This window comes from Pseudomonas sp. H1_G08 (assembly GCF_054681355.1).
In genome coordinates this window covers 3698844-3718475 of the sequence record NZ_CP162822.1, presented here as the reverse complement: position 1 = coordinate 3718475, position 19632 = coordinate 3698844, and the positions used below count along the sequence as shown (strand labels likewise).

At 61.7% G+C, this 19632-nt stretch carries 18 protein-coding genes and 1 other RNA gene; 15 read left to right on the top strand and 4 right to left on the bottom strand.

The annotated features are described in order from the left end of the window. Positions 1 to 8: 8 nt before the first annotated feature. From AB4N85_RS16795 to AB4N85_RS16780, 4 genes are all read right to left on the bottom strand, one after another. Positions 9 to 587: a BON domain-containing protein gene (locus AB4N85_RS16795; protein WP_024014250.1), complete on the bottom strand. Its 579-nt coding sequence runs from the start codon at positions 585 to 587 to the stop codon at positions 9 to 11. Then, entirely contained in the window at positions 584 to 1177 is a 594-nt protein-coding gene (locus AB4N85_RS16790; protein WP_008082788.1) for a phosphoheptose isomerase, read from the bottom strand. Before AB4N85_RS16790 ends, AB4N85_RS16795 begins: the two co-directional genes overlap by 4 nt. 101 nt (positions 1178 to 1278) lie before the next feature. After that, entirely contained in the window at positions 1279 to 1641 is a 363-nt protein-coding gene (locus AB4N85_RS16785; RefSeq protein ID WP_016773265.1) for a YraN family protein, read from the bottom strand. Beyond that, positions 1641 to 3452, bottom strand: coding sequence for a penicillin-binding protein activator (locus AB4N85_RS16780; RefSeq protein WP_236168910.1), 1812 nt, complete (start codon positions 3450 to 3452; stop codon positions 1641 to 1643). Before AB4N85_RS16780 ends, AB4N85_RS16785 begins: the two co-directional genes overlap by 1 nt. Positions 3453 to 3629: 177 nt before the next feature. Here AB4N85_RS16780 and rsmI point away from each other — a divergent pair, with 177 nt between their 5' ends. The 15 genes from rsmI (at position 3630) to AB4N85_RS16705 (ending at position 19619) form a co-directional block, all read left to right on the top strand. Continuing rightward, positions 3630 to 4535, top strand: a complete 906-nt coding sequence (rsmI, locus tag AB4N85_RS16775; protein WP_016773267.1) for a 16S rRNA (cytidine(1402)-2'-O)-methyltransferase — start codon at positions 3630 to 3632, stop codon at positions 4533 to 4535. Between the two features lie 73 nt (positions 4536 to 4608). Beyond that, positions 4609 to 4962, top strand: an RNA gene (gene rnpB / locus AB4N85_RS16770) — RNase P RNA component class A. A gap of 402 nt (positions 4963 to 5364) precedes the next feature. Next, complete coding sequence (mraZ, locus tag AB4N85_RS16765; RefSeq protein ID WP_007917012.1) at positions 5365 to 5820, top strand: division/cell wall cluster transcriptional repressor MraZ; 456 nt, start codon at positions 5365 to 5367, stop codon at positions 5818 to 5820. Then, positions 5817 to 6764, top strand: coding sequence for a 16S rRNA (cytosine(1402)-N(4))-methyltransferase RsmH (gene rsmH / locus AB4N85_RS16760; protein ID WP_024014247.1), 948 nt, complete (start codon positions 5817 to 5819; stop codon positions 6762 to 6764). The genes mraZ and rsmH overlap by 4 nt, the downstream gene beginning before the upstream one ends. Further along, the gene (gene ftsL / locus AB4N85_RS16755) at positions 6761 to 7054 is read left to right on the top strand and encodes a cell division protein FtsL (RefSeq protein ID WP_016773269.1); all 294 of its coding nucleotides are present in this window, start codon (positions 6761 to 6763) and stop codon (positions 7052 to 7054) included. The genes rsmH and ftsL overlap by 4 nt, the downstream gene beginning before the upstream one ends. Beyond that, on the top strand, positions 7054 to 8793 hold the full coding sequence (locus AB4N85_RS16750; RefSeq protein WP_174823877.1) for a peptidoglycan D,D-transpeptidase FtsI family protein: 1740 nt from the start codon (positions 7054 to 7056) through the stop codon (positions 8791 to 8793). The genes ftsL and AB4N85_RS16750 overlap by 1 nt, the downstream gene beginning before the upstream one ends. Beyond that, positions 8793 to 10256 (top strand): UDP-N-acetylmuramoyl-L-alanyl-D-glutamate--2,6-diaminopimelate ligase, encoded by a 1464-nt coding sequence (locus AB4N85_RS16745; protein ID WP_236168911.1) that lies wholly within the window; start codon positions 8793 to 8795, stop codon positions 10254 to 10256. Before AB4N85_RS16750 ends, AB4N85_RS16745 begins: the two co-directional genes overlap by 1 nt. Next, positions 10249 to 11616, top strand: a complete 1368-nt coding sequence (locus tag AB4N85_RS16740; protein ID WP_217851473.1) for a UDP-N-acetylmuramoyl-tripeptide--D-alanyl-D-alanine ligase — start codon at positions 10249 to 10251, stop codon at positions 11614 to 11616. Before AB4N85_RS16745 ends, AB4N85_RS16740 begins: the two co-directional genes overlap by 8 nt. Further along, positions 11616 to 12698, top strand: coding sequence for a phospho-N-acetylmuramoyl-pentapeptide-transferase (mraY, locus tag AB4N85_RS16735; protein WP_016773275.1), 1083 nt, complete (start codon positions 11616 to 11618; stop codon positions 12696 to 12698). Before AB4N85_RS16740 ends, mraY begins: the two co-directional genes overlap by 1 nt. Before the next feature lie 5 nt (positions 12699 to 12703). Beyond that, positions 12704 to 14050, top strand: a complete 1347-nt coding sequence (gene murD, locus AB4N85_RS16730; RefSeq protein ID WP_236168913.1) for a UDP-N-acetylmuramoyl-L-alanine--D-glutamate ligase — start codon at positions 12704 to 12706, stop codon at positions 14048 to 14050. Then, positions 14047 to 15264, top strand: coding sequence for a putative lipid II flippase FtsW (gene ftsW, locus AB4N85_RS16725; protein WP_016773276.1), 1218 nt, complete (start codon positions 14047 to 14049; stop codon positions 15262 to 15264). Before murD ends, ftsW begins: the two co-directional genes overlap by 4 nt. Next, positions 15254 to 16324, top strand: a complete 1071-nt coding sequence (murG, locus tag AB4N85_RS16720; protein ID WP_252868273.1) for an undecaprenyldiphospho-muramoylpentapeptide beta-N-acetylglucosaminyltransferase — start codon at positions 15254 to 15256, stop codon at positions 16322 to 16324. The genes ftsW and murG overlap by 11 nt, the downstream gene beginning before the upstream one ends. Then, a complete protein-coding gene (murC, locus tag AB4N85_RS16715) occupies positions 16317 to 17777 on the top strand; it encodes a UDP-N-acetylmuramate--L-alanine ligase (protein ID WP_039761387.1) in 1461 nt (486 codons plus the stop codon). Before murG ends, murC begins: the two co-directional genes overlap by 8 nt. Next, positions 17774 to 18748 carry a D-alanine--D-alanine ligase gene (locus AB4N85_RS16710; protein WP_016773280.1) on the top strand — a complete coding sequence of 325 codons (975 nt, stop codon included), beginning with the start codon at positions 17774 to 17776 and terminating at the stop codon, positions 18746 to 18748. Before murC ends, AB4N85_RS16710 begins: the two co-directional genes overlap by 4 nt. A 4-nt stretch (positions 18749 to 18752) precedes the next feature. Further along, positions 18753 to 19619, top strand: a complete 867-nt coding sequence (locus AB4N85_RS16705; protein WP_039761388.1) for a cell division protein FtsQ/DivIB — start codon at positions 18753 to 18755, stop codon at positions 19617 to 19619. Positions 19620 to 19632: the final 13 nt, after the last annotated feature.

Sequence of the window (19632 nt, the reverse complement as noted above, 5' to 3'; positions counted from 1 at the left end):
GTTTACGGTCAGTCGATGTATTCGAACAGCTTCACGATCTTCTGCACACCGGACACACCCTGAACCAGATTGGTTGCCTGAGTGGCTTCCTGTTTGGTCAGCAGGCCCAGCAGATAGACGATGCCGTTCTCGGTCACGACTTTGATGCGCGAGCCAGGAATGCTGGCGTCGGTGAGCATCTGGGTCTTGATCTTGGTGGTCAGCCACGCGTCGTTCTGGCGCGCGAGCAGGGAGGACGGTTGCAGCACTTGCAGTTCGTTATGCACCTTCTTCACGCGCTGGACGTTGGCGGCGGCCTGTTCGGCTTTGGCCTTGAGGTCTTCGCGTGGCGTCTGGCCGGCGAGCAATACCACGCCGTTGAAGCTGGTAATGACGATGTGCGAGTCGTTGTCCAGTGCCGGATCGGCCTTGGCGATGTTCACGCCTGCTTTGGTCTCGATCAGCGAGTCGTCGATCTTGCTGCCGAAGGTGCGCGTGCCACGGTCGTCTTCGATCGGCGCTTCACGGCTGGCATTTACCACCGAGGTGCAGCCGCTGATGCCGAGGCACAGGGTCAAGGCCAGAAGGCCAAGGCGATTAGGGGTCATTCTTCACTCCCGAACAGTTGGCTGTCGATCAGATCGCAGAGGCAATGGATCGCCAGCAAGTGGACTTCCTGAATACGTGCAGTGACGTTGGCCGGTACGCGAATCTCGACGTCCTCGGGCAACAGCAGCGACGCCATGCCGCCGCCATCGCGTCCGGTCAAAGCTACGACAATCATTTCGCGATCATGTGCGGCCTGGATCGCTTGAATAATGTTCGCCGAGTTGCCGCTGGTCGAAATCGCCAGCAGTACATCGCCCGGCTGGCCGAGGGCGCGGATCTGCTTGGAGAACACTTCGTTGTAGCTGTAATCGTTGGCGATCGAAGTGATTGTCGAAGTGTCGGTGGTCAGCGCAATCGCCGGCAGACTCGGACGCTCGCGCTCGAAGCGGTTGAGCAGCTCCGAAGAAAAATGCTGGGCATCGCCGGCCGAACCACCGTTGCCGCACGAGAGCATTTTGCCTTCGTTGAGCAGGGCGTTGACCATGATCTGGCTGGCTTGCTCGATGTGCGGTGCAAGTACGTCCATCGCCTGTTGCTTGGTGTCGATACTGGCCTGAAAAAGCTGGCGAATTCGGGATTGCATGTCCATCTGTGTGACCTTAAGTGGCGCGGCTGTTCGGCACGTGAATGTGCAGCCGGCAAAGCAAAGAGCAAAATGTGTCGGACGAAAACGGGGCAGGGTGCAGGCGATCAACTGTCGAAAGCATTCTGCAACCAGTTCAGCTGATTCGGGTGGCTGTCGATTGCCACCACATCGAAGCGGCAGGGGGAATTGGCCCAACGCGACTCGCGCTGAAGAAAATACTGTGCTGCAAAGATCAGTTTCTGCTGCTTGCGCTCGTCGATACTGGCGAGCGCGCCACCCCATTGAGTGTTTTTTCTGTAGCGAACTTCAACGAATACTACTGTATCGCCATCAAGCATGACCAGATCAAGCTCGCCGCGTTTGCATAACCAGTTCTGCGCCAACAGGCGCAGACCTTGTTGTTGCAGATGTTCGAGCGCCTGGCGCTCGGCATCCTTGCCGCTTTGCGAGCGTGACCTGTCGGGCATCAGCGCGGGGTGTCCGGCAGGCGCTGCACCTGACCGCTGACGAACTGTGCCCACGGCAACTGGCGCACAACGCGCTGGGTCTGGGTCATGCCGAGGCTGCCCGACTGACCTTCGATGCGGCTGTCCGGCAGGGCCTTGAGTTGACCCAGGCGTGGTGCCAGGCGATAGGCATCGGCGCCCATGGCGTACAGGCGGCCGAGGCTGCCATTGGCTTGCGGCCACTGCGCGGCCACTTGCTGGCGCAGCGGATCGCTGGTTTCCAGCAGCCATGGGGTTTCGCAGAAGCGAATGCCGTTCATGTCGTTGTACTGATTGACGTCGCCGCTGGCGCTGTAGACGTGGGAGGTCGCGTAGACCGGCACGTCACCGGCGTACTGGAAGTTCAGGGTCGGCTTGATCTGCTGGGCCTGTTGCGGCGTGGCGGCCAAGAAGATGAATTCGATGTCCTGACGACGCGAAGGCTGCGCGGCGACATTGGTGCCGGCAACATTCTGCAGGCTCTTGGCGCGGGCTTCGCTCTGGCGCAGCTGGAACATGTCGGCAATCTGCTGGGCCAGTTGCACCGGCTGATCGACACGCTCGGTGGCAACGATGCTGCCGCCATTGGCTTGCCAGTCCTGGCTGAAGGCACGCAGGACGCGATCGCCCCATTCGCCCTTCGGTACCATGATAGCGGCGCGATGCAGGCCGTCGGCACGAGCGCGACGGGAAACTTCGCGAGCTTCGTCTTCAGCCGCCAGGCCGAACTGGAACAACTGCGCCGGGCCTTGCTCGCCTTCGCTGTAGTTCAGCGCCAGGGTGGTGATTGGCAGTTGCGGGCGAGTGCTCAGTTGCTTGACCAGTGGTTTTTCCAGCGGGCCGACTACCAGTTGCACGCCGTCAGCCTGAGCCTTGCGATAGAACTCGTCCATCGAAGTCAGCTTCGAGCTGTCGTAGAACTCGATGGCAGGTGGGTTCTGGCCGGCCTGTTGCGCCTGATAATGCGCGGCCATGAAGCCTTCACGCAGCGCTTTGCCGACCGACGCCAACTGGCCGTCCTGTGGCAGCAGCAGGGCGATTTTGCTCAGTGGCTGGCTGGCCAGTTCCTTGAGCTTGGTCAATGGCAGCGGCAGGTTGACAGACGCCGGGTGCTTTGGATTCTGCGCACGCCAGTTGTCGATCGCGGCTTGTTGCTGTTCCAGCGTGCCTGCGGTTTTCACCGCTTGCGCCAGTGCCATCCAACCGCCGAGATCGTCGGTGTTGTTCGGTTGCAATTGATCGGTTGGCAGCGAAGCGATCAGGGTCCAGATCGCTTCGTGGTTCTTGCTCGCCGCTTCGCCTTCCAGCATCGGTGCAATGAACACACGCTCACGGGCAGCGGCCAGCGTCTGGCCATCGGCTTCAAGGGCGCGGGCGTGAACAGTGCCAGTGCGCACTTGCTGCTCTTCCGGCATTTCCCCGAGCTTCTGGAAGCTCGGATGGCTCAGGGCGGTCAGCGCAGCTTTCGGCTGATTGCGCGTCATGGCCAGTTCGGCGGACAGCGTATTGGCGAAAATCTGCTGGCCTGGCTTGAGTTGCTCCACTGGCACTTGTTGCAGGATTTGCGCGGACTGGCCGGCATTGCCTTGGCGGTAGGCCTGGTCCGCCGCGCTCAGGCGCAGCAGGGCGGCTTGTTCCGGGGTTTTAGCCTGCGCAGCCTGTTCGAGTAGTTGCTCGATGCTGGCGTCCGGAGTCCGTGGAAGTTCGCCAAGGCTGGAGGAAGGGGAGCTGGCACACGCGGCCAACAAGGCAGCGAGGCAGAGGGCAGTGAACAGCCGCAGGCAAGCGATCATGTAAGTGTTCCTGATACTCGATCAAATTAGCGTGGAATTGTACCCAAGCACTGGCCGGGGCGCGATGTTACTGGCGTGAATCGGTCAATTTAGCTGGAGTAAATGTTGCGGCAGCGCACAACCGGGCGAAAAACCGCACTCGGCCGGAGCGCATCGCAAGCCTCATGACGCGCTACAATGGCCGCTTTTACCGATCACGAGGTGTGCGCTTTGACTGCTCCAGGTCCTTTGAATTCCGCTGCTGGCTCGCTTTATGTGGTGGCGACGCCCATCGGCAACCTGGACGACATCAGCGCCCGGGCCTTGAAAATCCTCCGTGAAGTGGCCCTGATTGCAGCGGAAGACACCCGGCATTCGGCGCGCCTGATGCAGCACTTCGGCATCGGCACGCCCTTGGCCGCATGTCACGAACACAACGAACGGGATGAGGGTAGCCGCTTTATTACGCGGTTGTTGGCGGGCGACAACGTCGCGCTGATCTCCGATGCCGGCACGCCGCTGATTTCCGATCCGGGTTATCACCTGGTGCGTCAGGCCCGTGCGGCCGGGATCAACGTGGTGCCGGTGCCGGGTGCCTGTGCGTTGATCGCAGCGCTGTCGGCGGCGGGCTTGCCGTCCGACCGTTTTATCTTCGAAGGCTTTCTGCCGGCCAAGTCGGTCGGACGCAAGGCGCGTCTGGAAGCGGTTAAAGAAGAGCCGCGCACATTGATTTTCTATGAAGCGCCGCATCGCATTCTCGAATGCCTGCAGGATATGGAAGCAGTGTTTGGCGGCGAGCGTCAGGCTCTGCTGGCGCGGGAAATCACCAAAACCTTCGAAACCCTTAAAGGCCTGCCGCTCAGCGAGCTGCGCGCGTTCGTCGAGTCCGACAGCAATCAGCAGCGCGGCGAGTGCGTGGTTCTGGTGGCCGGCTGGACGGCGCCGGAGTCGGAGGACGCGGTCAGCAGCGAAGCCATGCGCATCCTCGATTTGCTGCTTGAGGAAATGCCGCTCAAGCGCGCCGCCGCACTGGCAGCGCAAATCACTGGCGAGCGCAAAAACGTGTTGTATCAGGTGGCGCTGGATAAACAGAAAGGCGTGTAAGCCGTCGCCCATGGCGTTCCTGAGGGTTTTAGCGCTTGTTCTTCCGGCGCTCTGCCGTTAACCTTCGCGGCGGAGAGTCGATCGGACAGTCGCTGCCCTCTATGAAAATTAGGGGGGGGAGGAAAGTCCGGGCTCCATAGGGCGAAGTGCCAGGTAATGCCTGGGAGGCGTGAGCCTACGGAAAGTGCCACAGAAAATAACCGCCTAAGCGCGCAAGCGCCGGTAAGGGTGAAAAGGTGCGGTAAGAGCGCACCGCACGGCTGGCAACAGTTCGTGGCTAGGTAAACCCCACTTGGAGCAAGACCAAATAGGGTCCCAAGGCGTGGCCCGCGCTGGGACCGGGTAGGTTGCTAAAGATGTCCAGTGATGGCCATCGTAGACGAATGACTGTTCAAGACAGAACCCGGCTTACAGATCGACTCTCCACCTTTTTCTTTCCCTGCTTGAAACAAAGAAGACGCGGCTGTGTAATATCAGCCGGCCTGGTCTGAAATTCCGGCAGCGGCAAACGCGGTAATAGCCTTTTCCCACCCTGCTTCAATCAACAGCCGAAGCGCCTTTGTAATACCGAAAAAATCTTACTCTTAACAAACTACTTTAACTTTCGAGCGCAGCTTTCAGTGCTGCATCAAGTTATTGACCAAAACTTCACGTCAGATTCTCGTTAAGCCTCCTTTTACGTCGCTAAATCTCCGTTCTGTAAGGCTTTTCCTTTAATCCGCGCCTTGACGGTGTGGTGGGCGCATTCCTATAGTGTGCGCAAGTGGCGGAAAGTGGCATGAAGTGGGTTTTTTGAGCTCAAAACGATAAAAATTGGAGAAACGCTGACGTGTTTCGCGGAGCTAACGCTATCAGTCTCGATGCAAAGGGCCGTCTCGCCATGCCGAGCCGGTACCGTGACGAGCTCGATTCGCGCAGTTCCGGCCAATTGATCGTGACCATTGATGCCGTTGATCCGTGCCTGTGTGTCTATCCGCTCGATGAGTGGGAAATTATTGAAACCAAGTTGCGCGCACTCCCTTCGCTTCGCGAAGAGAACCGTCGCCTGCAACGTTTATTGATTGGTAATGCCGTCGACCTCGAACTCGATGGCAGTGGTCGTTTCCTGGTTCCGCCGCGTTTGCGCGAATACGCCAAGCTCGATAAGCGCGCGATGCTGGTCGGCCAACTGAACAAGTTCCAATTGTGGGACGAGGATGCATGGAATGCGGTATCTGCCGCTGACCTTGCTGCTATTCAACAACCGGGCGCGATGCCTGATGAACTGCGTGATTTGATCCTGTGACTATTGATAGCGGCTTTAACCACATCACCGTACTGCTTGACGAAGCCGTCGAGGCTCTCGCCGTACGTCCTGATGGCTGCTATCTGGACGGCACGTTCGGGCGCGGCGGGCACAGTCGGCTGATCCTCAGCCAGCTCGGGCCGGACGGTCGACTCATCGGATTCGACAAGGATCCTCAAGCGATTGCCACCGGGCAAACGCTAGCGGCCGAAGACGGCCGCTTTGTCGTTGTGCAGCGCAGCTTTGCCGAGCTCGGTTCGGTGGTTGCCGAGCAAGGCCTGACCGGCAAGGTCAGCGGCATTCTGCTCGACCTCGGCGTGTCGTCGCCGCAGCTCGATGATGCCGAGCGCGGCTTCAGTTTCCTCAATGACGGTCCACTTGACATGCGCATGGACCCGTCCCGTGGCATCAGCGCTGCCGAATTCGTCAACACCGCGCCGGTGGAAGAAATCGCCCGGGTGTTCAAGGAATACGGCGAAGAACGTTTCTCCGGGCGTATGGCCCGTGCCGTCGCCGAGCGCCGTGACATCAAGCCGTTCGAGCGCACCGCCGATCTGGCCGAAGTGCTGAAAGTCGCCAACCCGGCGTGGGAAAAGGGCAAGAACCCAGCTACCCGCGCGTTCCAGGGTTTGCGCATTCACGTCAATAACGAACTCGGCGATCTGGAAGCCGGCCTCGACGCCGCGCTGGAAGCGCTGGAAGTTGGCGGCCGTCTGGTGGTCATCAGCTTCCACTCGCTGGAAGACCGCATCGTCAAACTGTTCATGCGCAAGCTGGTGAAAGGCGAGGCCGACAACCTGCCGCGCAACCTGCCGGTTCGCCACGTCGCCTTCGAACCGAAAATCAAAATCCACGGCAAAGCGCAGACGGCCTCCGACGCCGAACTCAAAGCCAACCCACGTTCCCGTAGCGCCGTCATGCGTGTCGCGGAGAAGTTGCGGTGAGCAAGCTTTTCGCCAAACCACTGCCCGGCGGCAGCTTTCTGATGCTGCTGCTGTTTATCGGCGTGCTGTTTTCGGCCATTGCCGTGTCGTACAGCGCGCACTGGAACCGGCAGTTGCTCAACACCCTTTATAACGAACTGAGCGTGCGCGACAAGGCGCAGGCCGAGTGGGGCCGCTTGATTCTCGAGCAGAGCACCTGGACTGCGCACAGCCGCATCGAAGTGCTGGCCACCGAACAACTGAAGATGCACATACCTGGCGCGGCTGACGTGAAGATGGTGGCGCCATGATGAAACTCGAAGGCGCGCTGTTCCCATGGCGCTTCCGCCTGATGGTGGCGCTGCTCGGTCTGATGGTCGCAGCGATCTGCTGGCGCATCATCGACCTGCAAGTGGTCGACCGTGACTTCCTCAAAGGGCAGGGCGATGCGCGCAGCCTGCGGCATATTCCGATTCCGGCGCACCGTGGCCTGATCACCGACCGTAACGGCGAGCCTCTGGCTGTCAGTACCCCAGTGACCACGCTGTGGGCCAACGCCAAGGAAATGCAGTCGGCCAAAGAGAAGTGGCCGGCACTCGCCGCCGCGCTGGGCCAGAACCCGAAAGCGCTGAGCGAACGCCTCGAAGCCCAGGCCAACAAAGAATTCATTTATCTGGTGCGCGGGCTGACCCCCGAGCAGGGTCAGGCTGTGCTCGATCTGAAAGTGCCGGGCGTCTACGGCATCGAAGAATTCCGCCGCTTCTACCCGGCCGGTGAAGTCACCGCGCACATGGTCGGCTTTACCGACATCGACGATCACGGTCGCGAAGGCGTCGAGCTGGCCTATGACGAATGGCTGGCCGGGGTGCCGGGCAAACGACAAGTCATCAAGGATCGCCGTGGCCGGTTGATCAAGGATGTTCAAGTCACCAAGAACGCCAAGGCCGGCAAGCCCTTGGCGTTGTCGATTGACCTGCGTCTGCAATACCTGGCCAACCGCGAGCTGCGCAACGCGATCATCGAAAACGGCGCCAAGGCCGGCAGTCTGGTGATCATGGACGTAAAGACCGGCGAGATCCTGGCCATGGTCAACCAGCCGACCTACAACCCGAACAACCGTCGCAACCTGCAACCGGCGATGATGCGCAACCGCGCCATGATCGACGTGTTCGAGCCGGGTTCGACCATGAAAGCCATTTCCATGAGCGCGGCAATCGAAACCGGCCGCTGGAAACCGAGCGACACCGTCGAGGTGTATCCGGGCTCGTTGCAGATCGGCAAATACACCATTAAAGACGTGTCGAAGACCGAAGGGCCAGTGCTCGATCTGACCGGCATCCTGATCAATTCCAGTAACGTCGGCATGAGTAAAGTCGCCTTCGATATCGGCGGCGAAACCATTTTCCGTCTCGCGCAGAAAGTCGGCCTCGGTCAGGACACCGGCCTGGGCTTCCCCGGCGAACGCGTCGGCAATCTGCCCAACTACCGCGAATGGCGCAAGGCTGAAACTGCAACCTTGTCTTACGGCTATGGTATTTCCGTGACCGCGATCCAGTTGGTGCACGCGTTCTCGGCACTGGCCAACAACGGTCGTCTCGCGCCGCTGACGCTGATCAAAACCGACAAGATGCCGCAGACCACCCAAGTGCTGCCGGAAGCCGTGGCGAAAACCATGCAGGGCATGTTGCAGCAGGTAATCGAAGCGCCGCGCGGCGTGTTCCGTGCGCAGGTGCCGGCTTATCACGTCGGCGGCAAGTCGGGTACCGCGCGCAAGACTTCGGTCGGCACCAAGGGCTACGCAGAAAACTCCTACCGTTCGCTGTTCGCCGGCTTCGGCCCGATGAGCGATCCGCGTTACGCCATTGTTGTGGTGATTGATGAGCCAACCAAGGCCGGTTACTTCGGTGGTCTGGTGTCGGCGCCAGTGTTCAGCCGTGTGATGTCCGGCACCCTGCGCCTGATGAACGTGACCCCGGACAACCTGCCGACCACCCAACAGGCCAACGCCACCCCGGTCGTTCCGCTGAAAGCCAATGGAGGGCGCGGCTGATGTCATTAAGTCTGAACAAGATATTTCCCCACGCCGGCCACGATCTGTTGATCCGTGAACTGGCGCTGGACAGCCGCAACGTGCGCGCCGGCGACTTGTTTCTTGCCGTGCCCGGCGGCCGTTTCGATGGCCGTGCGCATATCGCCGATGCCTTGCAACGCGGCGCGGCTGCCGTGGCTTATGAAGTCGAAGGCGCCACCGTGCTGCCGATCACTGACGTGCCGCTGATTCCGGTCAAGGGTCTGGCGGCGCAACTTTCGGACATTGCCGGGCGTTTTTACGGTGAGCCGAGTCATCACCTGAACCTGATCGGTGTCACCGGCACCAATGGCAAGACCAGCGTGACCCAATTGGTCGCGCAGGCGCTGGATCTGCTCGGCCAGCATTGCGGCATCGTCGGTACGCTGGGTTCCGGTTTCTACGGCGCGCTGGAAAGCGGCCTGCACACCACGCCGAATCCGATTGCCGTGCAAGCGACCCTGGGCGACCTGAAAAAGGCCGGCGCGAAAGCCGTGGCCATGGAAGTGTCGTCCCACGGTCTGGATCAGGGCCGGGTCACCGCGCTGGCCTTCGACGTGGCGGTGATGACCAACCTGTCCCGCGATCACCTGGATTATCACGGCACCATGCAGGCGTACGCCGAGGCCAAGGCCCGGCTGTTCGCCTGGAATGACCTGAAGTGCCGCGTGGTCAACCTCGACGACGATTTCGGCCGGCAACTGGCGGCGGAAAAACGCGTGTCGCGTTTGATCACCTACAGCCTGCTGGATAGCAGCGCCTACCTGTTTTGCCGCGAAGCGCAGTTCGACGATCATGGCGTGCGCGCCACGCTGGTCACGCCGCAGGGCGAGCATCACCTGCGCAGTACGCTGCTTGGTCGTTTCAACCTGAGTAACGTACTGGCCGCAGTCGGCGCCTTGCTTGGCCTGGATTACGCCCTCGACGAAATTCTCAAAGTGCTGCCGAAGCTCGAAGGCCCGGCCGGGCGCATGCAGCGTCTGGGTGGCGGCACGCAGCCGCTGGTGGTGGTCGATTACGCCCACACGCCCGATGCGCTGGAAAAGGTTCTCACTGCGCTGCGCCCGCACGTCAAAGGCCAACTGCTGTGCCTGTTCGGCTGCGGCGGTGATCGCGATCGCGGCAAACGTCCGTTGATGGCCGAAGTGGTCGAGCGTCTGGCTGACCAGGTGTTGGTCACCGACGACAACCCGCGCACCGAAGATCCTGCGGTGATTTTCGACGACATCCGCGCCGGTTTCACCGCTGTGGATAAAGTCACTTTCGTCGCCGGTCGCGGCCAGGCCATCGCGCAACTTATCGCTGGCGCGACCGCTGACGACGTGATTGTTCTCGCCGGCAAAGGTCACGAGGACTATCAGGAAATCAACGGCGTGCGCCATGCCTTTTCCGATCTGGTCGAGGCCGATCATGCCCTGACCGCGTGGGAGGTGGCCCATGCTTAAGGCCCTGAGCCTCAGCGAACTGACCAATGTACTCGAGGCCCGCCTGATTGGCGCTGATGCCAGTTTCGACGGCGTCAGTATCGACAGTCGTGCAATCCAGCCCGGCCAGTTGTTCATCGCCCTGACCGGCCCGCGTTTCGACGGTCATGACTACCTGAACGACGTTGCCGGCAAAGGCGCCGTGGCGGCACTGGTCGAGCGCGAAGTCGCCGACAGCGCGTTGCCGCAATTGCTGGTCAAGGACACCCGTCAGGCGCTGGGCCAACTCGGCGCGTTGAACCGTGCTGCGTTCACCCAGCCAGTGGCGGCGGTGACCGGTTCCAGTGGCAAGACCACGGTCAAGGAAATGCTCGCGAGCATCCTGCGCACGCGCGGTCCGGTGCTGGCGACCCGTGGCAATCTGAACAACGACCTTGGCGTGCCGCTGACCCTGATCGAACTGGCGCCGGAACACACCTCGGCTGTCATCGAACTGGGAGCTTCACGTCTGGGCGAGATCGCTTACACCGTCGGCCTGACCAAGCCGCACGTAGCGATCCTGAACAACGCCGGCACCGCTCACGTCGGTGAGTTCGGCGGTCCGGAAAAAATCGTCGAAGCCAAAGGTGAAATCATCGAAGGCCTGGCCGCCGATGGCATCGCCGTGCTCAACCTCGATGACAAGGCTTTCGGTATCTGGAAGACCCGCGCGGCCGGCCGTCAGGTGCTGACCTTCGCCCTGAGCAACAGCGAGGCGAATTTCCACGCCAGCGATCTGGCCACTGATGCCCGCGGTTGCCCGGCGTTCAATCTGCACACGCCTGAAGGTAGCGAGCGCGTGCAACTGAACCTGCTCGGTACTCATAACGTCGCCAATGCCCTGGCTGCCGCCGCTGCTGCTCACGCCTTGGGCGTGTCGCTGTTCGGCATCGCCACCGGCCTCGGTGCGGTGCAACCGGTCAAGGGGCGCACCGTCGCGCAACTGGCAAAAAACGGCATGCGCGTGATCGATGACACCTACAACGCAAACCCCACCTCGATGTGCGCGGCCGTTGATATACTCGCCGGCTTTTCCGGCCGCACCGTCCTGGTGCTCGGCGATATCGGCGAGTTGGGCGACTGGGCGGAGCAGGGGCACCGCGACGTGGGCGAGTACGCCCGAGGCAAGGTTTCTGCGCTTTACGCGGTCGGGCCGAACATGGTCCACGCGGTAAACGCTTTCGGTGAGCAGGCGCAGCACTTCGGCACCCAGGCCGAGCTGATCCAGGCCCTCGCCGCCGAGCAGGACACAAACACCACCATTTTGATCAAGGGTTCGCGCAGCGCAGCGATGGAAAACATCGTTGCGGCTCTGTGCGGGTCCAGTCTGGAGAAACATTAATGCTGCTGCTGCTAGCGGAGTATCTGCAACAGTTCTACAAAGGCTTCGCGGTCTTCCAGTACCTGACCCTGCGCGGGATTCTCGGTGTGCTGACCGCGCTGGTCTTGTCGCTGTGCTATGGCCCGTGGATGATCCGTACTCTGCAGAACCGTCAGATCGGCCAATCGGTGCGTAACGACGGTCCGCAATCGCACCTGTCCAAATCCGGTACGCCGACCATGGGTGGCGCGCTGATTCTGTCTTCGATCGGCGTCAGCACCTTGCTCTGGGCTGACCTGAGCAACCGCTACGTCTGGGTGGTGCTGCTGGTGACCCTGCTGTTCGGCGCCATCGGCTGGGTCGACGATTACCGCAAAGTCATCGAGAAGAACTCCCGTGGCCTGCCGAGCCGCTGGAAGTATTTCTGGCAGTCGGTGTTCGGCCTCGGCGCTGCGATCTTCCTTTATATGACTGCCGCGACGCCGGTGGAAACCACGCTGATTCTGCCGATGCTCAAGGACTACAGCATCCCGCTGGGCGCCGGTTTCATCGTGCTGACCTACTTCGTCATTGTCGGTTCGAGCAACGCGGTCAACCTGACTGACGGCCTCGACGGCCTGGCGATCATGCCGACGGTGATGGTCGGAGGCGGCCTGGGGATTTTCTGCTACCTGTCGGGCAACGTGAAGTTCGCCGAATACCTGCTGATTCCTTACGTGCCGGGCGCAGGCGAATTGATCGTGTTCTGCGGTGCACTGATCGGTGCCGGCCTCGGTTTCCTCTGGTTCAACACCTATCCAGCGCAGGTGTTCATGGGCGACGTCGGTGCCCTGGCACTCGGCGCGGCACTGGGCACCATCGCGGTGATCGTCCGTCAGGAAATCGTCCTGTTCATCATGGGCGGCGTGTTCGTGATGGAAACCCTGTCAGTGGTCATTCAGGTTGCCTCCTTTAAGCTGACCGGTCGCCGCGTGTTCCGCATGGCGCCGATTCACCACCACTTTGAACTCAAGGGCTGGCCCGAGCCGCGCGTGATCGTCCGTTTCTGGATCATCACCGTGATTCTCGTCCTGGTCGGCCTTGCCACCCTGAAGCTGAGGTAGAACGAGTGTCTCTGATCGCTTCTGACCACTTCCGCATCGTTGTCGGCCTCGGCAAGAGCGGCATGTCCCTGGTTCGCTTCCTGGCGAACCGGGGCACGTCGTTTGCTGTGGCCGACACGCGGGAAAATCCACCGGAACTGGCCACGCTCAAGCGTGACTATCCGCACGTGGAAGTGCGTTGTGGCGAGCTGGACGTCGAATTCCTCTGCCGTGCCGACGAGCTCTACGTAAGCCCCGGCTTGGCGCTGGCGACTCCGGCCCTGCAAGCCGCCGCTGCCCGTGGCGTGAAAATGTCTGGCGACATCGAGTTGTTCGCGCGTTACGCGCGGGCGCCGATCGTCGCGATCACCGGCTCCAACGCGAAAAGCACCGTGACCACGCTGGTCGGTGAGATGGCGGCTGCGGCCGGCAAGCGCGTCGCCGTTGGCGGCAACCTCGGCACGCCAGCGCTGGACCTGCTCAGCGATGACGTCGAGCTGTACGTCATGGAGTTGTCGAGTTTCCAGCTGGAAACCACCGACCAGCTCAACGCCGAAGTCGCCACCGTACTGAACATCAGCGAAGACCACATGGATCGCTACAGCGGTCTGCCGGCCTATCACCTGGCCAAGCACCGGATCTTCCGGGGCGCGAAGCAGTTTGTGGTCAACCGTCAGGATGCCCTGAGCCGTCCATTGATCGGTGAAGGTCAGCCATGCTGGACCTTTGGCCTGAGCAAACCGGATTTCAAAGCGTTCGGCATTCGCGAAGAAGACGGCGAGAAGTACCTCTCCTTCGAATTCCAGAACCTGATGCCCGTGCGTGAACTGAAGATTCGCGGTGCGCATAACCAGTCCAACGCGCTCGCCGCATTGGCACTGGGTCACGCTGTGGGTCTGCCGTTCGACGCCATGCTCGCGGCGCTGCGCACGTTTGCCGGGCTCGAACACCGCTGCCAGTGGGTGCGCGATCTCGATGGCGTGGCCTATTACAACGATTCCAAAGCCACCAACGTTGGCGCCGCTCTGGCGGCCATCGAAGGCCTCGGTGCGGACATCGACGGCAAGGTCATTCTGATCGCCGGCGGTGACGGCAAAGGCGCCGAATTCAACGATCTGCGCGATCCGGTGGCGGCCAACTGCCGCGCCGTGGTGCTGATGGGGCGTGACTCCGACAAGATCGGCGAGGCCATTGGCGATGCCGTGCCGCTGATCCGCGCGACCTCGCTGGTCGACGCCGTCGCGCAATGCCGCGCAGCTGCCCAGCCGGGTGACGTGGTGCTGCTGTCTCCGGCCTGCGCCAGTTTCGACATGTTCAAGAATTACGAAGACCGTGGTCACCAGTTCGTCCGCGCTGTGGAGGAACTGGCATGAACTTGAGAAACATCATCAAGCCGTACCCGTCGCCGCTGATCACCGGGCGTGGCATCGACCTCGACTTCCCGATGCTCGCCGGTTGCCTGGCGCTGCTCGGCCTGGGCCTGATCATGATCGCTTCGGCGTCCACCGAAGTGGCGGCGGCGCAGTCGGGCAGTCCGCTGTATTACATGATTCGCCACCTTATCTATGTGGTGCTGGGTCTGGGCGCGTGCATTGTCACCATGATGATCCCGATCGCCACTTGGCAGCGCCTCGGCTGGATGATGCTGATCGGTGCGTTCGGCCTGTTGGTGATGGTGATCATCCCCGGCATCGGCCGCGAAGTGAACGGTTCGATGCGCTGGATCGGTTTCAGCTTCTTCAACGTGCAGCCGTCGGAAATCGCCAAGGTGTTCGTGGTGATCTACCTCGCCGGTTATCTGGTGCGCCGGCAGAAAGAAGTGCGCGAGAGCTGGATGGGCTTCTTCAAGCCGTTCATCGTCCTGCTGCCGATGGCGGGTCTGTTGCTGATGGAACCGGACTTCGGTGCCACCGTAGTCATGATGGGCGCGGCGGCGGCGATGCTGTTCCTTGGCGGGGTCGGGCTGTTCCGCTTCTCGCTGATGGTGGTGCTGGCGGTTGGCGCGGTGGTTCTGCTGATTCAGATGCAGCCGTATCGAATGGCGCGTCTGACCAACTTCGCCGACCCGTGGGCCGACCAGTTCGGTGCCGGCTATCAGTTGTCGCAGGCCTTGATCGCTTTCGGTCGCGGCGAGTGGCTGGGCGTCGGCCTGGGCAACAGCGTGCAGAAGCAGTTCTACCTGCCGGAAGCGCATACCGACTTCGTGTTCTCGGTGCTCGCCGAAGAACTGGGCGCCGTGGGTTCGCTGTGCACCGTCGCGCTGTTCGTGTTCGTGTGTATTCGCGGCATGTACATCGGCCTGTGGGCGGAGAAGGCCAAGCAGTTCTTCGCCGCTTACGTGGCTTACGGCTTGTCGTTCCTGTGGATTGGTCAGTTCCTGATCAACATCGGTGTGAACGTCGGCCTGCTGCCAACCAAAGGTCTGACCTTGCCGTTCCTCAGTTACGGCGGCAGCTCGCTGGTGATCTGCTGCGCCTGTCTGGGCCTGTTGCTGCGCATCGAGTGGGAGAGTCGGACCCACCTGGGCAGCGAAGAGATGGAATTCCAGGAGAGCGACTTCGCCGAGGAGCCGACTCATGGGCGCTAACGTATTGATCATGGCCGGCGGTACCGGCGGCCACGTGTTCCCGGCGCTGGCTTGTGCCCGCGAGTTTCAGGCGCGCGGCTACATCGTGCATTGGCTCGGCACGCCACGGGGGATTGAAAACGAACTGGTCCCGGCGGCAGGGCTTGAACTGCACCGGATCAACGCCAGCGGTCTGCGTGGCAAGGGCAAGCTGTCGCTGCTCAAGGCGCCGCTGATGCTGCTGAAATCGGTGTGGCAGGCGCGGGCGATCATGCGCCGCCTGAAACCGGTGTGCGTGGTTGGCTTCGGCGGTTATGTGACCGGCCCCGGCGGTCTTGCCGCAAAACTGGCCGGCGTGCCAGTGATCGTTCACGAGCAGAACGCTGTCGCCGGCACCGCCAATCGGTTGCTGGTGCCGTTCGCCGCCCGAGTGTGTGAAGCGTTCCCCGACACCTTTACTCTGTCGGACAGCCGCCGTACCACCGGTAATCCGGTGCGCAGCGAGCTGTTCCTCGACACATCGCGACCGGCGCTGGCCGGGCGCAAAGCGCGTTTGCTGATCCTTGGCGGCAGCCTGGGCGCAGAACCGTTGAACAAATTGCTGCCTGAAGCCCTGGCCCAAGTCGCTGCCGACCTGCGCCCGGAAGTGTTTCATCAGGCCGGTAAAAACCACGATGAAGTGACTGCCGAGCGTTACCGCGCCGTGGGCGTGGAGGCGCAGGTGCAGCCGTTCATCAAAGACATGGCCCAGGCCTATGGCTGGGCTGACCTGGTGGTGTGCCGCGCTGGCGCGTTGACCATCAGTGAGCTGGCGGCCGCCGGTCTGCCCTCGATGCTGGTGCCCTTGCCCCACGCGATCGACGATCACCAGACCCGCAACGCCGATTATTTGGCCCGCGAAGGCGCTGCCTTCCTGATGCCGCAAAGAACGACTGGTGCCGCGGATCTTGCCGCGCGCCTGACAGAGGTCTTGATGCAACCGCAACGACTCGAAGCAATGGCCCAAGCGGCCCGCCGACTGGCCAAACCCGATGCCACCCGTAGCGTGGTCGATACCTGTCTGGAGGTGGCCCATGGTTGAGAATCAGAAAGCCATGCCACAACCGGAAATGCGCCGCATCCGTCGCATCCACTTCGTCGGCATCGGCGGCGTGGGCATGTGCGGTATCGCTGAAGTGTTGTTGAACCTGGGCTATCAAGTCTCCGGTTCCGACCTGAAAGCCTCGCCGGTCACCGAGCGCCTGGAATCCTTTGGCGCGCAGATCTTCATCGGTCACCGTGCGGAGAACGCGGCTACCGCCGACGTGCTGGTGGTGTCGAGCGCAGTGAACACGTCCAACCCGGAAGTGGCGACTGCCCTTGAACGCCGCATTCCAGTGGTGCCGCGTGCAGAAATGCTCGCCGAGCTGATGCGCTATCGCCACGGCATCGCCGTCGCCGGTACCCATGGCAAAACCACCACCACCAGCCTGATCGCTTCGGTGTTCGCGGCCGGTGGTCTGGACCCGACATTCGTGATTGGTGGTCGTCTGAACGCAGCGGGCACCAATGCCCAGCTTGGCACCAGCCGTTACCTGATCGCCGAAGCCGACGAAAGCGATGCGAGCTTCCTGCATCTGCAGCCGCTGGTGGCCGTGGTCACCAACATCGACGCCGACCACATGGCGACCTACGACGGTGACTTCAACAAACTGAAGAAAACCTTCGTCGAATTCCTGCACAACCTGCCGTTCTACGGTTTGGCGGTGATGTGCCTGGACGATCCGGTGGTGCGCGAAATCCTGCCGCTGGTCAAGCGTCCGACCGTGACCTACGGCTTCAGCGAAGACGCCGATGTGCGCGCGATCAATGTCCGTCAGCAGGGCATGCAGACCTTCTTCACCGTCCTGCGCCCGGATCGCGAGCCGCTGGACGTGTCGGTGAACATGCCCGGCAACCACAACGTGCTCAACTCGCTGGCGACCATCTGCATCGCCACCGACGAAGGCGTCAGCGATGAAGCCATCGTTCAGGGCCTGTCGGGCTTCCAGGGTGTTGGTCGGCGCTTCCAGGTCTACGGTGAACTGCCGGTAGATGGCGGCAACGTAATGCTGGTCGACGACTACGGTCACCACCCGACCGAAGTCGCTGCGGTGATCAAAGCTGTGCGCGGTGGCTGGCCGGAGCGTCGTCTGGTGATGGTCTACCAGCCGCACCGCTACAGCCGCACCCGTGACCTGTACGACGACTTCGTCAATGTACTGGCCGACGCCAACGTGCTGCTGCTGATGGAAGTCTATCCGGCCGGCGAAGAGCCGATCCCTGGCGCCGACAGCCGCAAGCTGTGCAACAGCATCCGTCAGCGCGGTCAGCTCGACCCGATCTACATCGAGCGTGGCGTCGACCTGGCGCCGCTGGTCAAGCCGCTGCTGCGCGCCGGCGACATTCTGCTGTGCCAGGGCGCTGGTGATATCGGCGGTCTCGCGCCGAAGCTGTTGAAAAGTGAATTGTTCGCCGGCGCCGTGGCGGCGCCGGTCGAGGGGAAGTTGAAATGACTGCTGCCTACGCCAAGCTGTTCTCCACCATCGCGCCGAAAGACTTCGGCCGCGTCGCCGTGCTCTTCGGCGGCCTGAGTGCCGAGCGTGAGGTTTCGCTGAAATCCGGCAACGCCGTGCTCGAGGCGCTGCAAAGCGCTGGCGTCGATGCGTTCGGCATCGATGTCGGTGAAGACTTCCTGCAGCGTCTGCTCAGCGAAAAGATCGACCGCGCGTTCATCATTCTCCACGGTCGCGGCGGTGAAGACGGCAGCATGCAGGGCCTGCTCGAGTGCGCGGGCATCCCTTACACCGGCAGCGGCATTCTTGCTTCCGCACTGGCGATGGACAAACTGCGCACCAAGCAGGTCTGGCACAGTCTCGGGATTCCGACGCCGCGTCACGCCGTGCTGTGCAGCGAAGCCGATTGTATTTCCGCAGCGACGGAACTGGGCCTGCCTTTGATCGTCAAACCGGCGCATGAAGGTTCAAGTATCGGGATGGCCAAAGTGAATTCTGCGTCCGAGTTGATCGACGCATGGAAAGCGGCCAGTACCTACGATTCGCAAGTCTTGGTTGAGCAATGGATTCAAGGTCCGGAGTTCACCATCGCCACCCTGCGTGACCAGGTGTTGCCTCCAATCGCCCTGGGTACACCGCACACATTTTACGACTACGACGCCAAGTACATCGCCAACGATACCCAGTACCGCATTCCGTGCGGGCTGGACGCGGCCAAGGAACAGGAACTCATGGAACTCACGGCCAAGGCCTGTGAGGCGCTGGGTATCGCCGGTTGGGGCCGGGCGGACGTGATGCAGGACGCCGACGGGCAGTTCTGGTTCCTCGAAGTCAATACCGCACCGGGCATGACCGATCACAGCCTGGTGCCGATGGCGGCGCGGGCTGCCGGTCTGGATTTCCAGCAGCTGGTTCTGGCCATTCTGGCCGCCAGCGTTGAAGACGCAGGCGCAACAGAGGCGCGAGGTTAAGACCATGCAAGGCGCTCATCTCAGACATCAGCCACCCGCACCCGGCCGCAAGCCGGTGCCGCGGGGTGCCAGCCGAATGGTGGCGAAAGAGCCGATGTCCGCGCGCCTGCCGAAAGCCAATTTCAGCTTTCTGAAAAGTCTGTTCTGGCCGGTGCTGCTGGTGGCGCTGGGCTTTGGTACCTACGAAGGCGCGCAGCGTTTGCTGCCGTACGCCGACCGGCCGATCAGCAAGATCGCGGTGCAGGGCGACTTGAGCTACATCAGCCAGCAGGCGGTGCAGCAGCGGATCGCGCCGTTCGTGGCGTCGAGCTTCTTCACCATCGACCTCGCCGGTATGCGTACCGAGCTCGAGCAGATGCCGTGGATCGCCCACGCCGAAGTGCGTCGGGTGTGGCCGGATCAGGTAGTGATCCGCCTGGAAGAGCAATTGCCGGTGGCGCGTTGGGGCGACGAGTCGTTGCTCAACAACCAGGGCCAGGCGTTCACGCCCAAGGAACTGGCGAACTACGAACACCTGCCGCAGCTGTTCGGCCCACAACGGGCTCAGCAGCAGGTGATGCAGCAGTATCAGGTGCTGAGCCAGATGTTGCGCCCGCTGGGTTTTTCGATTGCACGCCTGGAATTGCGTGAACGCGGCAGCTGGTTCCTGACCACCGGTGCCGGCAGTTCCGGCCCCGGCATCGAGTTGCTGCTGGGACGCGGCAACCTGGTGGAAAAGATGCGCCGCTTTATCGCCATCTATGACAAGACGCTGAAAGAGCAGATTACGAACATTGCGCGCATCGATCTGCGCTACGCCAACGGCCTCGCTGTTGGCTGGCGGGAACCCGTAGCGCCGACGACAGCCCAACCCGCTGTCGCAAAGAATTAAGAAGAGGCAGGAC